Source organism: Lacrimispora xylanisolvens, assembly GCF_002934545.1.
GTDB lineage: Bacteria > Bacillota > Clostridia > Lachnospirales > Lachnospiraceae > Lacrimispora > Lacrimispora xylanisolvens.
Genome location: NZ_PTJA01000004.1, coordinates 454,668 through 470,944 on the forward strand (window position 1 = coordinate 454,668; position 16,277 = coordinate 470,944).

Sequence of the window (16,277 nt, forward strand, 5' to 3'; positions counted from 1 at the left end):
TTCTACCCTTCACCTTTCATCTTTTTTCAAAATGGTATCCAGCTGGGTCATTAAATTCCTCAGCGTATTGAGTACCTTTTCATAATCCATTCGCTTGGGGCCAATGATACCAATGGTACCTCTTAAGCCTTCCCCAAGTTCATAGTTGGCGGTAACGATGCTGCAGTCCTTCATCGTCTGTACAGGTGCTTCATCTCCGATGTACACCTGAATTCCGGAGCTGCTTTCTGAACTGTTTACATCATCTACCAGTTCCTGAAGCAGTTCCTTTTGTTCCAGCGCACCGATTAACTGACTCGCTTTTTCTCCGTCGCTTAATTCCGGATATTTAAAAATATTGGTTGCTCCGCTGGTATAAATCTGAAGATCCTCATCATCGGCTCTGATGGCTGCTGCCACCTCCGATAAAACCCGGTCCACCACTTCACTGTGGGGACCTGCCTGGACCTTTAACCTGCTGATCACTTCTAAATTGATCTCTTCTATAGAAAGCCCGTTTAAAGCATTATTTAAAAGAATGTTAAGATTCAATATTCCTTCGTCGCTCAGTTCTGAACGAATGGGGATTATGGTGTTCTTTATGATATTGCCTTCCACCACAATTACTACAAGCAGTTTTCCCTCATCTACCTTGGACAGCTGGATAAACTTTAACTTGTTATGATGGTACTGGGGCGCACTGATCATGGCTGCATAGTTGGTATTCTGGGCAAGCAGCTTTGCTACCTGCTTTAACATGGATTCTACCCGGTCCACACGCTTTATCATTAAATCTTTAATCTCAGTAAACTCATCTTCCTTTTCCTGAAGAATGGTATTCACGTAGAAGCGGTATCCCTTATCGGAAGGAATCCTTCCTGCAGAAGTATGGGGCTGCATAATATAACCCATCTCTTCCAGATCAGACATCTCATTCCGGATGGTGGCGGAGCTTAAATTCAAGTCCGTATATTTTGAAATCGTACGGGATCCTACCGGTTCACCGGTTTCCAGATAAGTTTTTATAATTGCTTTTAATATAATGATCTTCCGTCCATCCAGTTGATCTTGATCCTTATCATCCAAACTGCCACGCTCCTTTCAGAGTTATTTGTTAGCACTCGACGTTTAGGAGTGCTAACATCTTCTTTTCATAATATATTCTTTTTTTCTACATTTGTCAATACATTCCTGAAAATTTTTAAATGAAGTTTTTGTGACCTGCATGTACATTTTATCTCAATTTTCTATCAAATATTACAAAGCCTATGACATTTTTTTCTTGACATTTAACACTTTTGTAATATAATGGTAATTGATACACCATAACAACACGATTGCGAGGTAAATCATGATTAGTTTTTCAAGACGATTCCGGATCACCGGATTTCTGACACTCCTTTGTATTCTGCTGTTATCCACTACTGCAATGGCTGCCCAGACGGCTGATAGCCAGAGTACAGCAAGCCAACAGTCAGGGAGTGTAGATACGGATAAGCAAATGAAAAAGAACAGTACCGAAACGGTTGCTACTGCAAGTGACGCTACGATGAGCGATGAGGTAGGACCGGGCATAGAGAAAAAAGAACTGCCAGAAGAAAAAGCACCCACAGGTCCGGTTTTTGAAAGAGGAGCATCTCTGGGAATATTCTCTGCTACAGCCTACTGCCCCAGCAGCTCAGGAAGACAGCAGAAGACTTACTCCGGAACCATCCCACAGCCGCTGCACACATTATCTGCAGATCTTACTGTACTGCCACTTGGATCAAAGGTCATGATTGATGGCGTTGTCTATACGGTGGAAGATACCGGAAGCGGTATCAGAGGAAACAAAGTGGATATCTATTTCGGAAGCCGGGGAGAAGCTCTTGCTTTTGGAAGACAGTCAAAAGAGATATTTGCTGTAATAGAAAGATAATAAATCAATGTCCATATCGGTTGCCGGAAAGCGGAATTCTCCCTTTCCGGCAGCTTTTTTTATGCAGAAAATTCTGCTGCCGGGTAATTAAAGCTATAAAAACTTGACAAATATGGAAAAAAGTGTAAAATAATTACTTGTACCTCATTTATTACAAATCTGTTACATATATTTATATTATATTACTTTATATGTACTTTTTGTAAAAAAGAAAGGAAGTAATTATTACATGAATAAAACAAAGAAATTACATTGGTTCCTCGGAACATTACTAATGATAGCATTTTATACGATATCACCCGCTTATGTCCTTGCAGGGCAGACTACGGGGATTATAGACGGTGCAGATGAAACCAGCATCCGGGGATGGGCCTGGAACAGCTCAGATCCCTCATCCACCCAGGAAGTTAAGGTCGTCATTACCAATCAGGCAACCGGAGGTGTTGTGGGGGAACTGACTGCTTCTGCTACGAAATACAGAGAGGATCTGGCTGATCAGGGCACCGGCACTGGTAATTACGGTTTTGAAGTATCCGCTCCCTGGAACAGTTATGGGGACGGCTCCTATCTTGTGGAAGCCTATGCCGGCGGGCAGAAGCTTTCCGGCTCCAGGGTATATGGGGTTGGTTCCTTTGCTTCTTCAAACGGGCTTCGTTCTCTTGGAATGTTTAAGACTACCGCCTACTGCCCATGCAGAGGCTGCTCAGGCAGATGGGGAGGAAGAACCAGTACGGGTACAGTGGCCACTGCAGGCCATACCATTTCCGTTGATCCAAGAGTGATTCCTTATGGAAGCCGCCTTATGATCGGAGGAGTTATTTATACGGCTGAGGACTGCGGCAGTGGGGTAAGAGGAAATCATATTGATATCTTTTTTAATACCCATGGAGAGACCCGGGCTTATGGTACCAGGAGTATGGAAGTTTTTCTGGTTCAGTGATGAAGCTTTATAATAGAGTAAAGGGTATGCAAAGAATGTAATTGTTCTCTCTTTGCATACCCCTTATGTTACAGTAAAAACTGGCTCATAACGTAATTGCTGATATCAATTCCCCGTTCTGTCAGCCGGTAAAATCCTTCCTTTAACTCCATCAGACCTTCCTGCTCCAGTTTATCAAGAATGGGTCCATAAACATGGCGGATATTTTGACCGAAACTGCTGACAAATCCATGAGCAGATACTCCTTCTATCAGGCGGAGTCCTAAAAACATATACTCCTCCATCTTTCCTTCTATGGAGAGGTGTTCAAACTCCTGTCTTAAAAGCATGTCAAATTCTTCTTTTTTTCCAAAACTGCCATTGATATAATCCTGAAAACTTGCTGTGTTATGATAACGGCAGCCATCTATATAGGAAGAAGATCCAAGTCCCAGACCCAGGTATTCCACTCCTGTCCAGTAGCCGATGTTATGTCTGCATTCATATCCCTTTCTGGAATAGTTGGAAATCTCATACCGCTCATATCCCTGTTCTTTTAAATACTCTCTGGTGAGATAATACATCTCTCTCTCCATGTCTTCGTCAGGAAGCTCAGGAAGAGACATCAGACGCTTTCGTTCCTCTCTTGTCATAGAATCATTATCCATCTCCACATGATCTCCATAACGGTCGTAGAACGGGGTTCCTTCCTCAACGATAAGGCTGTAGGCCGATATATGCTCTGGCTTTAACATGGTAACCTTTTTTAATGTATTCTTCCAGGATTCCACTGTCTGACCGGGAATGGCTGAGATTAAGTCCACATTTACGTTATCAAATCCTGCCATGCGCACTCTCTGATAGCTTTTTAAAAACTCATCGTAGGTGTGTATTCTGCCAAGATAGCCAAGTTCTTTATCGTCAGCTGACTGAAGTCCCATACTGATCCTGTTTACTCCGGCACGTTTGTACTGAATGAGTGCCTCTGAGGTAACAGTTCCCGGATTGGCTTCCATGGTAATCTCCGCCTCCGGATGAATGTCAAACTGACTGTTTAATGCGTTAAGAATGGCAGTCATCTGATTTGTTTCCAGAATAGAAGGCGTCCCACCTCCGATAAATATACTGATGACCTGATATTCTCTGGTATATGCACTCTGGTATTTTATCTCTTCCAGCAGCTGTTCTGTATATTCCTGCTGCATCCGTTTATTACCGGGAAATGATAAGAAATCACAGTAAGCGCATTTACGTGCACAAAACGGGATGTGCACGTAAAGTTCCATATTTTTTTTATTCATCATCTAATTTCAGTACGCTCATAAATGCCTTCTGCGGTATCTCAACGTTACCGACCTGGCGCATACGTTTTTTACCTTCTTTCTGCTTTTCAAGAAGTTTTTTCTTACGTGAAATATCACCGCCGTAACATTTGGCAAGTACGTCTTTTCTCATGGCTTTTACTGTCTCGCGGGCAATGATCTTGCCGCCGATGGCTGCCTGAATGGGAATCTCAAAAAGCTGTCTGGGAATCTCATCTTTCAGCTTTTCACACATTCTTCTGCCGCGCTCATAGGCGGATTCTGCATGTACAATAAAGGAAAGTGCATCCACTTCTTCTTTGTTGACCAAGATGTCCAGCTTCACCAGTTCAGACTTTTCATAGCCTTTCAGCTCGTAATCGAAGGAAGCATAGCCTCTGGAACGGGATTTCAGTGCATCAAAGAAATCGTAGATGATTTCATTTAACGGAAGTTCATATTTTAATAGGGCTCTGGTAGCTTCCATATATTCCATTCCAAGATAAACACCACGGCGTTCCTGGCAAAGCTTCATAATGGCTCCTACAAATTCCGTAGTTACCATGATTTCTGCGCTGACAATGGGCTCCTCCATATATTCAATCTCGGTAGGATCAGGAAGATTGGAGGGATTGGTCAGTTCCAGCTTCTCCCCATTCTTTTTAAATACATGATAGACTACGCCAGGAGCAGTCGTCACAAGATCTAAATTATATTCCCGTTCCAGACGTTCCTGGATTACTTCCAGATGGAGAAGTCCTAAGAATCCGCAGCGGAAACCAAAGCCAAGGGCAAGTGACGTCTCCGGTTCAAAGAATAAGGAAGCGTCGTTAAGCTGAAGCTTCTCAAGTGCATCACGAAGGTCATTGTAACGGGCTCCGTCGGAAGGGTACAGACCGCAGTAAACCATGGAAGTTACCTTTTTATAACCAGGAAGAGCCTGCTTGCATGGCCTGTCAGCATGGGTAATGGTATCTCCCACTGCCGTATCCTTTACGTTTTTAATGCTGGCAGTTAAATATCCAACCATTCCTGCAGATAATTCTTCACAGGGTAAAAACTGGCCTGCGCCGAAATATCCGACTTCCACTACCTCTTCCACCGCACCGGTGGCCATCATTCGCACTTTATCTCCTCTTTTTACCGTTCCTTCTTTTACACGGAAGAATACGATGACTCCTTTGTAGGAATCATAAAGGGAATCGAAAATCAGAGCCTGAAGGGGTGCTTCCGGATCACCTGCAGGAGCTGGTATTTTCTCAACAATCGCTTCCAGTACCGCTTCTACATTGAGACCTGTCTTGGCGGAGATTCTGGGTGCATCATGAGCTTCAATGCCGATCACATCTTCAATCTCCTCAACCACCCGCTCCGGCTCCGCACTGGGAAGGTCGATTTTATTTAATACTGGAAATACATCCAGGTCGTGATCCAGTGCCATATAAACGTTTGCAAGAGTCTGGGCTTCAATTCCCTGGGAAGCATCCACTACTAATACAGCGCCGTCACAGGCTGCCAGACTTCTTGAAACCTCATAATTAAAGTCAACATGACCCGGTGTGTCAATCATGTTAAAAACGTATTCCTGTCCATCATTTGCTTTATAAACAGTACGAACTGCCTGGGCCTTGATGGTTATTCCGCGCTCCCGTTCCAGATCCATATTATCAAGAATCTGAGCCTGCATCTCTCTGCTGGTCAGCAGTCCTGTTTTCTCAATAATTCTGTCTGCGAGAGTTGATTTTCCGTGATCAATATGAGCAATAATGCAAAAATTACGTATTCTATTCTGCTGGGCAGCTGCCATAAAATATAATCCTCTTTTCTGATGTTTCTGGTGTCTTCAAATATACCATTAAAATTAACGGTTGTCCACCGGGAAAGCGTTGATTTCCCTGAATCATATACATTTCCTGTTACTATTTTCGCTTGCAAATACAGGAATTATGTATTAGAATAATAGTAAAGAAACAACCGCCCCATTACAAGGGGTTGGCCAATTAAAAGAGTTGAAATTCCACCCTCGAACTCGCCAAAGTATACAAGGGTGGTTTTTCTCTGTCCATTTTCAGGACTCCAGAGAGAAATTTGCTACTTACAATTATAAAAAATAAAGGTAAGCAATGCTAAAATGAATGTACCAAAAGCCATAAGGTCTTTAAAGTCATATTTCATTCACATCACCTCCCATCTATGTAATGATGGAAGGTCAACGCCCCTGCAGTGACACGATTGTTTCATGTTATTATGGTAACATATCCCAATTTAACATGCAATTGATTATCCTATCTGCAGATAGCATTTTCAGAGAAACGCAAAGCTGGATAAGCCTGATAACATAACAGGCTTCCAGCTTTTTTTTTACTAATATGTTGATTTTTAATTTCCTTTTAAGACCATATCCAAAACCTCTGAAAGGGGTTCCATGGCATTTAATGCTTCCTGGTAGGAATTGGTCTGGGCGCCGACTTCAATTAAAGCGGATCTGGCTCTTAAATGCTGGTTATAGCGTAGCCCTTTTATGTAAATCTTGCGGGTGAGCCCGGGGAAATAGGCTGCGCTGTCCAGCTGCATCTGAAAGCTGAAAGCAAGATTCTTCTCTCTGTATGGATTGGGCAGATATTCAATGGGGCCTTCGGGAGTCTGGCTGACTCCGTTAAAGAACATGACAGGAGCTGTCATTTTCCCATTAACCTTATTAACCATATGCAGATCACTGTTTACTCCATCCCGATGCACATCCAGGATCACTTCGATAGACGGATTATCCTGAAGAATTCTGGTAATGCCATCAAGGGCGTATGTATATGCTTTGTTTCTGTCCAGCTTTCCATTTTGCAAGTCATAGACGGAGGTATCGTGAATGACATTGTAGCCCTTTGCTGTTAACAGCTGGGTTAAATAATTCCCGATTCCAACAACGGTTGCTTCCTTATTACCAGAAGCAAAGTCAGAATATTCTTCCTGGGAATGAGTGTGGTAGATTAAAATCTGGGGTTTATCATTTCCACCTTCCAGAGTAAATTTCTCTGAAAGAAACTGATCGGCTTTCATTAAATCCCGTCCAGCCGTGGTTGAGGTATGAACACTGTAAAAATGCTTCATCATATAATCATAGTCTGCCAGCTGCTCCTTCCGGTAGGTGGTTCCCACAATGGGCCAGATACTGCTTGATGCACAGGTCATTGCAGAATTCTTTTCCCCACTGGCAGGTACGGTCTGCTGCGGCTCTTTGACCACTTCTTGTTTTGGGGGTTCTGCCGCCGCCTGAGTTTCCGTTGTCTCCTGGGAAACCTTGGGTGCGCCGGCATTTACACTTCCGTCTTCTCCGCTCTCTTCTCCTCCATCATATAGAAGAAAGCTGTGTTCCTCGTAAAATTTTCCGCTTTCTAAATAACTCCTGTAGGCAGGATCATTTTCACCGTAATAGTCCTCTGTTGTTCCGTTTTTATTCGTATAACGGGATAAGGGGGAATGACTGAAGAAAAAACCACAAAACAGACTACCAAGTGATTTTTCCTGATACAGTATCTTCCCGCCTTCCCCTTCCTGCTCCCATACAGAAGCAGGATACTGGTAACGCCAGATTATGGCGGCGCTTTCTGCAACGCCCTCTCCAATCCAGTTTTGAATATCTTTTAAATCCAGCCTGCCTGCTGCCTGGGAAGCTTCTTTAAGACTTAAAAAAACGGCCAGAATCAGGCTTACTGTAATCATTAATTTTTTAATTATCCGGTTCAATCGTTCACTGCTCTGTTTCATAGCCGCCTTCCTGCATTCTTGATTATAATATACTATGCAGAAAGGTGGCTGTTTACTACGAAACTTCCTGTCCCAAAAAGGTCATGTGGATACCCTCGGAGATGGTAAAGCTTAATTCTTTCACAGTTTCGTCAATATCTGGAGGGGTTACATATAGTGGTCCGAATTCCGGCTCCAAAAGTTCACGGATCAGATCATACTGTTCATCAGAATTAAGATTTTCCATAAAATCTCCCATTCCTTTGGTTTCCATATTTTCTGACAGTGCCCGAATTAAGGTTGTCACTGTATCATGGACGATAGCAGCAGCCCCTACAACAGTAGGTACGCCGATTGCCATGACCGGTACCCCTAAGCTTTCTTTTGTTAAGCTGTTGCGGTGATTCCCCACTCCGGAACCCGGATGAATTCCGGTATCAGTAAGCTGTATGGTTGTCCCAAGACGTTTTACGCTTCTTGCAGCCAGAGCATCAATTGCAATAATGAGATCGGGCTTTGTTTCTTTGATAATACCTTTTAAAATTTCGGCTGTCTCCATTCCGGTCTGAGCCATAACGCCTGGTGCAATCCCGCTGATCACAGGCATGGGTTTTCCACGCCAGAAATCGTCTCCATACTGAACCTTTAAATGTCTGGTAACCTGGAGATTATTAAGAACTCTGGGTCCCAGAGAATCGGGAGTTACAGAAGAGTTACCAAGTCCTGCCACCAACACATGAAAATTGGGTTTTGTAAAATCTTTTCCTTCCAGCAGCTTGGAAATCTGTGCTGAAAGTTCCTTAGACACCTCTCTGTGATAATCCTCATCTTTTAAAGACAGCTGGTCTGCCTCCAGGGTAATATAGGTTCCAATGGGTTTTCCCATGGCTTTTGACCCTTTTTCATCAAGAATTTTTACCTCTGTCATTTTAATCCGGCTGTCAGCCCGATGCCATTCCCTTAATGATACTCCTGATATTTCTCCGCCGTCACCAGGAAAACTTTCTTTTTCTTCAACTGCAAGGTCTGTACGTACTTCAAATGTGTTTTCCATTTCTTCCTCCTTTCCAGCATTTCTAAGGTATTTTCTGCAAAAAAGCAGGAATTATGTATTGACATATGTACCGAAATTAGCTAGAATATAAAAGTATGTTTACATTGAACTGTCCGTGTCCAGGCTTTGATGCAAAACAAAGAATAAATCATATTACATTTTATTGGAGGTGTACAGATTGGCTAACATTAAATCTGCAAAGAAAAGAATCTTAGTTAACGAAACTAAGGCTGCTAGAAACAAAGCGATCAGATCCAAAGTGAAAACATCCATTAAGAAAGTGGAATCTGCTATTACTGCCGGTGACAAGGCTGCTGCCCAGGCATTATTAGTAAGTGCTATTACAGAGATCGACAAAGCTGCTACTAAAGGCGTATATCATAAGAATAACGCTTCCAGAAAAGTATCCAGAATCTCTAAAGCTGTTAACGCAATGGCTTAATTCATAAACGATATTTATCCCATTCAGACTAACCCGCTGAATGGGATTTTTTGGTTTGGCGGGATTGCCGGGGTCTCTGTTCACCGGATCCCGCCAGGTTCTTATTGGATCTGAAGTGCGCCGTTCTGGTCTGACTTTAAGTGCAGCTCACCCTCATACATACTGCCGTCAGCTGTCACGCGGTAAAGTTCATTTTTCCAGATCACCCACTGGTCTTTTGCCATTTTCCCAGAACTGTCTAAATAATACCACTTTCCGTCACTTCCGGTTTTCCAGGTATCTTTCACCATATATCCGGCTTCATCAAACCAGTACCAGGTATCTCCATCCTGATACCAGTCATTTTTCACATAATCTCCTGTATTCCCTAAATAAAATCTCCAGCCGTTCTCATCTTCCACCCAGCCGGATTTTACTTCTGCTGCGGATAAAAGAGAATCTTTAAAATCTTCCCAGGTGTGAATGGTGTTATTGTATACATAAGGATTGGGGCAGATTTTACCGGTTACGTCGTAATGTCTGATTACATGATCTTCTTTGATTCCGTATTGTTCCATCAGCTGCTTAGTCAGTTTCTTTGCTGAAGCTACGGTTGCGTCTTCAAAGTACCAGTCTCTGCTTGTGTCAGACTGGCTGCCTTTGTTTCTGACACACAGCTCGATGCCAATGCTGTTGCTGTTGCGGCATTCCGGATGGATATAGGTTTTGGCTCCGCAGTGCCATGCAACGTTTTTGTCTTCAACGGACTGCCAGATTTCTCCGGTAAAGCCTACAAAGTAGTGGGCGCTGGCGCCTACGTACTGGGAGGCATAGTATTTGCAGTTTGCTTCTGCCCCTCCCAGCGCTCCTACATAATGAATGACGATATATTTAATACGGCTTAACTCGCCGTTACTGTAGTTATATGGGGTTAGAAGTTTGTTTATTTCCACTTAAATCCCCTCCCTTCTTCCCGAGAATCCCATGTCATCTGCGTCAAAGGATTCCCGGAAACGTTCGATTTCTGTATAATCGGAATTTTTTAGATTTTCCTGTATTCCAAGTAGTTCGATGTTGCTCATGTCTTGGGTTGATTCGCTTTTTACCATAGATATCACCTTGTCCCTTTCTATTTATCATATGAAGAAATGTGGGAAAATGTCACGGGGCGGTGTACTTGGTAAGGTTTTAGGTTCGGTCGGGGAGCTCGTCGGTGTACTGGGACAGGAACTTCTTTATGGCTTCCCATATGTGTTTTACGGGCAGACCGCATAATGTCATGTTTTTTAAAATACTGACCAGTTCGTAGGCTATGTATAAAAGACCGAAAAACTCGGCAACACCTATTGCATTAACTGGTAGATAGGACCGGATTGCTTCGGGAATGAAACCAATTAAATTTAGATGTATAATTTGATCAAGTACCAAAAGAAACGCCAGAGAGGCTACCATTGATACTTTGCGAATGGCGCCATCTATACCAAAACAACTATTAAACATATGTTCCTTTATTGCTCTAATACAGCCGAAGCAGGTGTCCATTACTACTGCTAAAATAACAAGTTTAATAATTGGACTTCCCCATGCAAGAGCAAGTAATTCTACGATTTTATCCATTTTTTTCTCCTAAACCTTTCTTATAATTTTTTCTATAGGGGGTAGTGATTGCGCCTGCTTTTATATATTTAATTATTGGATAATATTACTGTATTAAACTCATTTTACGTGTATGATTAATTTTCACCATATCCTATTACGTAAATACTATCCTTTTCATCTAATATCATAAATATTTGTATTTAAGTTAAAAATTCTATTTTAGAAATATAAACCGATCCTCCTTGGGTAGTTCTTGAAACACAAGCAAAACCTATTGAAAAAAAAGCCTGGGTATTTATATTAGATATATCAATATCGGTAACAGTATCTACAAGAAATCCTGCATATAAATTATCAATACTTTTTAATACGCTATGTTTATTATCATTTGATAGAATAGCGCACCCATATCCCAATGCATCAAGACCATTACTATTCAAGTAATAATCAGTTTTATAATATAATCTAATTGTTTTAAATGGTGTCATATTAATACTGTACTTATTGACTATTCTGGAGGTAATAGTATGTCCTCTATCTTTATTGTCATAATATTCTCCTCTACCCATACAAATTCCTGAACTGGATATTTCTATGCCAAAATTATAGCCATATTCACGGATTCCCCCAGTAAGTACGCCTGAGAAAACCCCGTTTAAAAAGACGTTTGTCCGACTGCCAAATAACTATAATCGGGAAATGTTCCAACTACACCACCGATATTTACACCATTTTTTATATTCTCTGGTCGAAAATTAGGAATGTCTTGCTGAATCCAATTGACTCCATTTAAGTAATGACCATTTCTAACCCTTAAATTTATTGTTCCCGCCCAGTTAGACATACCTTGAGACCATGCCCGATCAGTACCAGAAATCTCGGCATTTTGAATTGGGATTGTACCACTGACTTTAGTGCCATTAACCCAAGCCGTTTGTCCACTTAGGATATGTGCCGCTGAAGCCGTCCCTCCGGTCTGGCTTATTAAACTATTAGCTGCAACTTTCCCGGAGCCATTGTGATATCCAGCAGGAATTGTATAGCTTCCTCCTGCATTAAGTACAGTTGATATAGCCCCACAATTTGGCATATTGCCAGTACGTTTCACTCTAGCGTCTTTATTATAATAGGTCCTTTTGTCAAGAACCTGACTATCTGCTGCATCACCGGTCAACTCCAGGGTACCTTCTACAATTTCATCATCTGAATCACTTGTAATGGCAGTGTATCCTTTTAACACTTCGGAGCTAGTAGCAGTACACTCATCAGACCCGGCTCCAGCACCTCCGGCCCCTGAAATACTCACTTTACCCATTTGCACTCACTCCTCTCAGATATACACTAAAATCTTCTATTGGCTTCTTTTCTCCGCAAAAGAACGTTACATATTCATCTTCTGTCTCCCCGTAAGTTATCATCCCGGTCATTTTTCTTCTAAGTTTTACCGCTGCAGCATCCAGACTTTTAGGCGTACAAGGACTTAGTAACGGATTATCAGTTGCTTTCAACCCCGCCACCGCTACTCTTTGGCTGTAAGGAGCAGTATCGCTCCAGCCGGAAGCCGGAATACTTACCTCTATTAACTGTTCATGCTGCTCCTGAACCATCTTATTATAAAAAGTATTATTAAAAAGCTGTTCAATCTCAACCGCCATCTCCTGGCCATCTGCCAGCGTATCCCTGTCCCATTTACGAATTTCAGCCGTAAATTCCGGCGGATTCTTTACATCACAAAATGCCATTGTTAAACCTCCTTAAAATATTTCATCCATATCATAGATCTGAGGAATATCTGCATCTTTCCCTTTTCGCATGAAGGTTCGGTATGCAATTAAATCTCCTTCTGCATCAAACAATCCCATTTCTGATATCTCACTTCCGGTCAGTTCTCCTTTGTTAAGAGTAGCCGTATAGCGGCAGATTGTTTCCGTTTCATCGGTATAAACATGAGTTTCAATTTCCTTCTTCATCAATTCATTGTAGAGACCGATTTCATTTCCGGAAGCTGTTTTGGGCTTTCCATTGTCTTCTACTCCTCCATCGCCCCAGGCCATATGAGTAATGATTGGAAGTGTCATATCTCCAGCATGTGCTTTACAGAATTTTTTCCTTCCAGTTAGTGTGATAACTCCATTTGTAATATCTGCCATATTTATCATCCTTTCTATAAAACGGTTAGTCCTCCGTTTAATGATCTGGAAATATCAAGACTCCATTCTGAAGATAATTCATTTAATGTAGTAACCCTGATATTTCCTGTTTTAATTTCACTTTTAACTTCATTTTTTATTCTAAGTACATTTTTCCCCTCAGATCTAACTTTCAGAAACTCAATCAGACGAAAGCGTTCATCTCTGGATCGATCTACTGGAACCGTATTCATAAACCTCATATTTCCGTCTAGTAATATATCCTTCGAAACTCTAACATGGAATTTTTGTACAACAGGATAAAAATCAATTCTTTCATCACTATCATATCCGCTCAGTTTCTTATCAGTCAGTTTCCATAACCCATCCAGACTTAAATAAGGAGTATTTACCCGAGGATAAAATCGGTTGCGAAACCGGATCGCATTGTCATAACTAATTTCACATGTAGCAATAGAATTTATTACAAATTCTACATACTCAAGCCACGATCTGGCATTTTTATATAACTCTATCTGCCTCTTTATCTCTGATCCATATCCAGGCAGAATCTCGTGTTCCCCTACCTGAACTATTGCTTTAAAATGAAAAGGAGCTCCATTATACTGATACCATTCCTTAATTTCTCCCCCATCAAGCACCGCACTCAAAAATTCTTTGAGTACACCAGGAGTTCCTGATCTCATATACCAGGCGGTTGTCTGTACAATCAGCTCTTCTTTTAAAGTCCTTGGCATTGTCTGTTCATAATACTGAGTATTAAGTTCCAATGCCAGAAGATCTAAAACAGCTTCCGGTACTTTTTTAATTTCTCCATATAAATGGCTTGCCTGAGAATACTCCTGTAATTTTTTCATCGCCTGGCTCACAGCATAACTGACCGCTTTCGTTTCAGGAGTAATCAGGTTATACGGCATAATATCATTGATCTCACCATGATAAAAATCAATCATCCCGTCTTCCTCCGTAAGCCAAAGTGATTTTATCCGGTACTGCCAGAGCGGAATTAGGTACTTCTGTAAATACTGGCTCTACAATATCAGCCATTTTTACTCCTGTACCCATAATGTAATATAGAAGCTGTGCCGGATTGATATCTCTCCCCACCTTTTTTTGCCATGTTATGTAATTATTGCAGGCAGTTGAAACGGCTTCCTTCATGGTTTCTTCCCTGTCTCTGTCTTCATTGAGAATATAATAAATCAGTTCAATATTATATTTTATTTCCTCAGGTTTCTTTACAACTACATGATCTGTTAAGGGTCTGATATTGCTATCTGATAAATATGTCTCCAAATTCTTTAAAAAAACATCGTCAGGAATCGTACCATCTGCCATGGTAACATAGATATCCACCTCCCCCGGAGATTCTGAAGTGATAAGGCATTCTCCAATTGCAGGGCTAAATGTTTTAACCCAATATTCGTACGCTCGCTCCGGACCGGCAGTGGAATAGCTGACTGGAGATAAATAAATTCTCTCTGCCAGTTCTTCATCATTTTCCCTGTCTGCACCACCACTGGTCGTCACAATATTTGAAACTTTCATTGTATAAGGCAGCAAATCCGTTAACCATTTAATTTCGCCTGGCAGATAACCGTTTCCTATCGTTCCGCTCTGTTCACACTCAGCTGCTATATCTGTATATAACTGCCCTGACTTTATTTCACTTTTCTTTGTTGTTGTAAAATATAAATCAGGACCTTTCACTCTGGTTCCTTTTGGTATGACTACCGCCCGTTCAACCTTATCCGCCAGCGTAAACCGTATCACCGTACGTGCGGGCGCCGCTTCATTTCTTTTTACTTTTTTAAATGCTGCCAGATTATCCAGGAATTCACCTGTGCTGTATTTCAGCAATCCCATTTTTCCAGCCTTGTCTTCATATTGATACCCCTGATATATTGCAACTGCGCAGGAATACAGAATGAGACGATAAGGGTCGGCCAGTCCCAATGAAACATCTTCACCGGTTAACTCTCTGTACTTCTCTTCATAATCATGGATCAACCTTTCCTGTAAGTCGGAGAAACTTGTATTTTCTATAAAACTGACCTCTGGATAATCAGAAAATCTGCTTTCCATTATATTTCCTCCTTTCCTGCAAAATATATGTGTGGAATAATAGTCCCCTCTTTGTTCTCAAATGTGATATCTTTTATAGATACTCTTGGCTCATATTTTTCCACTTTACTGGTTACCTCCAGAAAAAACAGGCTTTCTGCTGCTTCCGGAACCTCATCGAGACACCCCCATGAGATTCCAAAATCTCTGTCAGCCGGCTGGGATCCAGCTCTTGTTCCCAACAGCGCTTTTAAGTTTCTCTTTAATTCCTCTTCCAGCCTGCCGGACAAACCAGTTATTGATAATTCGTAATTTACCATTTACCTACCTCACAAATATTCCTGTAAAGTCAAAGAAACGCTGGCTCGGTACAATTCACCTCCTCTTAATACAACCTCCCAGGCTTCCGAACTTTTAGTAATAACCCATTTGTTTTTTCCGACTTTTTTTTTGCCAATTACTAGTGTATTTACTTCCCCTGTCTCAACCATTCGTTCCAGTACTCCTAAAAGATACCTTGGTTTCACACCCAAAGACGCATCCAATGTTATATCAAAACTTACGGTCTGCAGGTCAGGCCCGTTGAATTCACTAAGAGGCTTCTGTCCAATCCGTTCCATGGTACTCCATGACGCTGATATTTCTCTCTTTAAATTCTGAAAAGTAAATACCCGATTGTCATTGACTTTAAAACGCAGACTTCCTAATATACCAATCATTGCGACAGACTCCTTTCCAATCTTTCCAGTCTGGCTTTCAAATTCAGAATTTCAGTAAGACTGATTGCTCCTTTTTCTCCTTCCAGACTGATTTCCTGGGAATGCAATGTAAATGTTCCATTTTGAAGAGATTCATAACTGTTACTGTCCATCTCCTTTTTATAGGTCATTTCCCTGGGAGCCTTTTTGACTTCATTCCAGAATCCGCCCAATACAACGCCTGAACTGGTGTCATTAGACAGATGAAGAACAATTACCTGATCATTTACTCTCGGAGGTTTGTACTCTCCCAGAAAATAAAACATTCCCAGTTCTGAAGTCGTACTGTCTCTGTCCGGATAATAAACTCTGACCATTCCATTTTCCTGATTTACAGAAGAAATTCTCCCGACTCTGACTACATCATTCATAT

Annotated in this window: 20 protein-coding genes; 3 read left to right on the forward strand and 17 right to left on the reverse strand. The window is 41.5% G+C overall.

Features of this window, described 5'->3' with window-relative positions; genetic code table 11:
- Positions 1-9: 9 nt before the first annotated feature.
- On the reverse strand, positions 10-1,065 hold the full coding sequence (gene hrcA, locus BXY41_RS10105; RefSeq protein ID WP_104436699.1) for a heat-inducible transcriptional repressor HrcA: 1,056 nt from the start codon (positions 1,063-1,065) through the stop codon (positions 10-12).
- A 265-nt stretch (positions 1,066-1,330) separates the two neighbouring features.
- Here hrcA and BXY41_RS10110 point away from each other — a divergent pair, with 265 nt between their 5' ends.
- Both BXY41_RS10110 and BXY41_RS10115 read left to right on the forward strand, forming a co-directional pair.
- Entirely contained in the window at positions 1,331-1,897 is a 567-nt protein-coding gene (locus tag BXY41_RS10110) for a 3D domain-containing protein (protein ID WP_104436700.1), read from the forward strand.
- Between the two features lie 229 nt (positions 1,898-2,126).
- Complete coding sequence (locus BXY41_RS10115; RefSeq protein ID WP_104436701.1) at positions 2,127-2,837, forward strand: 3D domain-containing protein; 711 nt, start codon at positions 2,127-2,129, stop codon at positions 2,835-2,837.
- 68 nt (positions 2,838-2,905) lie between these two features.
- On the opposite strand, the gene hemW is transcribed toward BXY41_RS10115, so the two are convergent.
- From hemW to gpr, 4 genes are all read right to left on the reverse strand, one after another.
- Positions 2,906-4,120: a radical SAM family heme chaperone HemW gene (gene hemW, locus BXY41_RS10120; RefSeq protein WP_104436702.1), complete on the reverse strand. Its 1,215-nt coding sequence runs from the start codon at positions 4,118-4,120 to the stop codon at positions 2,906-2,908.
- The gene (gene lepA, locus BXY41_RS10125; RefSeq protein WP_104436703.1) at positions 4,110-5,924 is read right to left on the reverse strand and encodes a translation elongation factor 4; all 1,815 of its coding nucleotides are present in this window, start codon (positions 5,922-5,924) and stop codon (positions 4,110-4,112) included. The genes hemW and lepA overlap by 11 nt, the downstream gene beginning before the upstream one ends.
- Before the next feature lie 572 nt (positions 5,925-6,496).
- Entirely contained in the window at positions 6,497-7,879 is a 1,383-nt protein-coding gene (locus BXY41_RS10130) for a stage II sporulation protein P (RefSeq protein ID WP_104436704.1), read from the reverse strand.
- Positions 7,880-7,934: 55 nt separating this feature from the next.
- Positions 7,935-8,912 (reverse strand): GPR endopeptidase, encoded by a 978-nt coding sequence (gpr, locus tag BXY41_RS10135; RefSeq protein WP_104436705.1) that lies wholly within the window; start codon positions 8,910-8,912, stop codon positions 7,935-7,937.
- A 178-nt stretch (positions 8,913-9,090) separates the two neighbouring features.
- On the opposite strand from gpr, the gene rpsT reads away from it, so the two are divergent.
- Positions 9,091-9,354: a 30S ribosomal protein S20 gene (gene rpsT, locus BXY41_RS10140; protein ID WP_104436706.1), complete on the forward strand. Its 264-nt coding sequence runs from the start codon at positions 9,091-9,093 to the stop codon at positions 9,352-9,354.
- A gap of 101 nt (positions 9,355-9,455) precedes the next feature.
- Here rpsT and BXY41_RS10145 read toward each other — a convergent pair whose 3' ends face one another.
- The 12 genes from BXY41_RS10145 to BXY41_RS10195 form a co-directional block, all read right to left on the reverse strand.
- Positions 9,456-10,286 carry a peptidoglycan recognition protein family protein gene (locus BXY41_RS10145; protein WP_104436707.1) on the reverse strand — a complete coding sequence of 277 codons (831 nt, stop codon included), beginning with the start codon at positions 10,284-10,286 and terminating at the stop codon, positions 9,456-9,458.
- A complete protein-coding gene (locus BXY41_RS26725) occupies positions 10,287-10,442 on the reverse strand; it encodes a hypothetical protein (RefSeq protein ID WP_170072302.1) in 156 nt (51 codons plus the stop codon). It abuts the gene before it with no gap.
- Positions 10,443-10,521: 79 nt separating this feature from the next.
- Positions 10,522-10,950 (reverse strand): phage holin family protein, encoded by a 429-nt coding sequence (locus BXY41_RS10150; RefSeq protein ID WP_104436708.1) that lies wholly within the window; start codon positions 10,948-10,950, stop codon positions 10,522-10,524.
- A 182-nt stretch (positions 10,951-11,132) separates the two neighbouring features.
- The gene (locus tag BXY41_RS10155; RefSeq protein WP_104436709.1) at positions 11,133-11,501 is read right to left on the reverse strand and encodes a hypothetical protein; all 369 of its coding nucleotides are present in this window, start codon (positions 11,499-11,501) and stop codon (positions 11,133-11,135) included.
- A gap of 86 nt (positions 11,502-11,587) precedes the next feature.
- Positions 11,588-12,247, reverse strand: a complete 660-nt coding sequence (locus BXY41_RS10160) for a hypothetical protein (protein WP_104436710.1) — start codon at positions 12,245-12,247, stop codon at positions 11,588-11,590.
- Positions 12,240-12,674 carry a hypothetical protein gene (locus BXY41_RS10165; RefSeq protein ID WP_104436711.1) on the reverse strand — a complete coding sequence of 145 codons (435 nt, stop codon included), beginning with the start codon at positions 12,672-12,674 and terminating at the stop codon, positions 12,240-12,242. The genes BXY41_RS10160 and BXY41_RS10165 overlap by 8 nt, the downstream gene beginning before the upstream one ends.
- A 12-nt stretch (positions 12,675-12,686) precedes the next feature.
- Entirely contained in the window at positions 12,687-13,082 is a 396-nt protein-coding gene (locus BXY41_RS10170) for a phage tail-collar fiber domain-containing protein (RefSeq protein WP_104436712.1), read from the reverse strand.
- A 14-nt stretch (positions 13,083-13,096) separates the two neighbouring features.
- Positions 13,097-14,035 (reverse strand): phage tail protein, encoded by a 939-nt coding sequence (locus BXY41_RS10175; protein ID WP_104436713.1) that lies wholly within the window; start codon positions 14,033-14,035, stop codon positions 13,097-13,099.
- Complete coding sequence (locus BXY41_RS10180) at positions 14,028-15,167, reverse strand: baseplate assembly protein (protein WP_104436714.1); 1,140 nt, start codon at positions 15,165-15,167, stop codon at positions 14,028-14,030. The genes BXY41_RS10175 and BXY41_RS10180 overlap by 8 nt, the downstream gene beginning before the upstream one ends.
- On the reverse strand, positions 15,167-15,466 hold the full coding sequence (locus BXY41_RS10185; protein ID WP_104436715.1) for a GPW/gp25 family protein: 300 nt from the start codon (positions 15,464-15,466) through the stop codon (positions 15,167-15,169). Before BXY41_RS10185 ends, BXY41_RS10180 begins: the two co-directional genes overlap by 1 nt.
- A 9-nt stretch (positions 15,467-15,475) precedes the next feature.
- Positions 15,476-15,865, reverse strand: a complete 390-nt coding sequence (locus tag BXY41_RS10190) for a phage tail protein (RefSeq protein WP_104436716.1) — start codon at positions 15,863-15,865, stop codon at positions 15,476-15,478.
- Positions 15,862-16,275: a phage baseplate assembly protein V gene (locus tag BXY41_RS10195; protein ID WP_104436717.1), complete on the reverse strand. Its 414-nt coding sequence runs from the start codon at positions 16,273-16,275 to the stop codon at positions 15,862-15,864. Before BXY41_RS10195 ends, BXY41_RS10190 begins: the two co-directional genes overlap by 4 nt.
- Between the last annotated feature and the right edge of the window lie 2 nt (positions 16,276-16,277).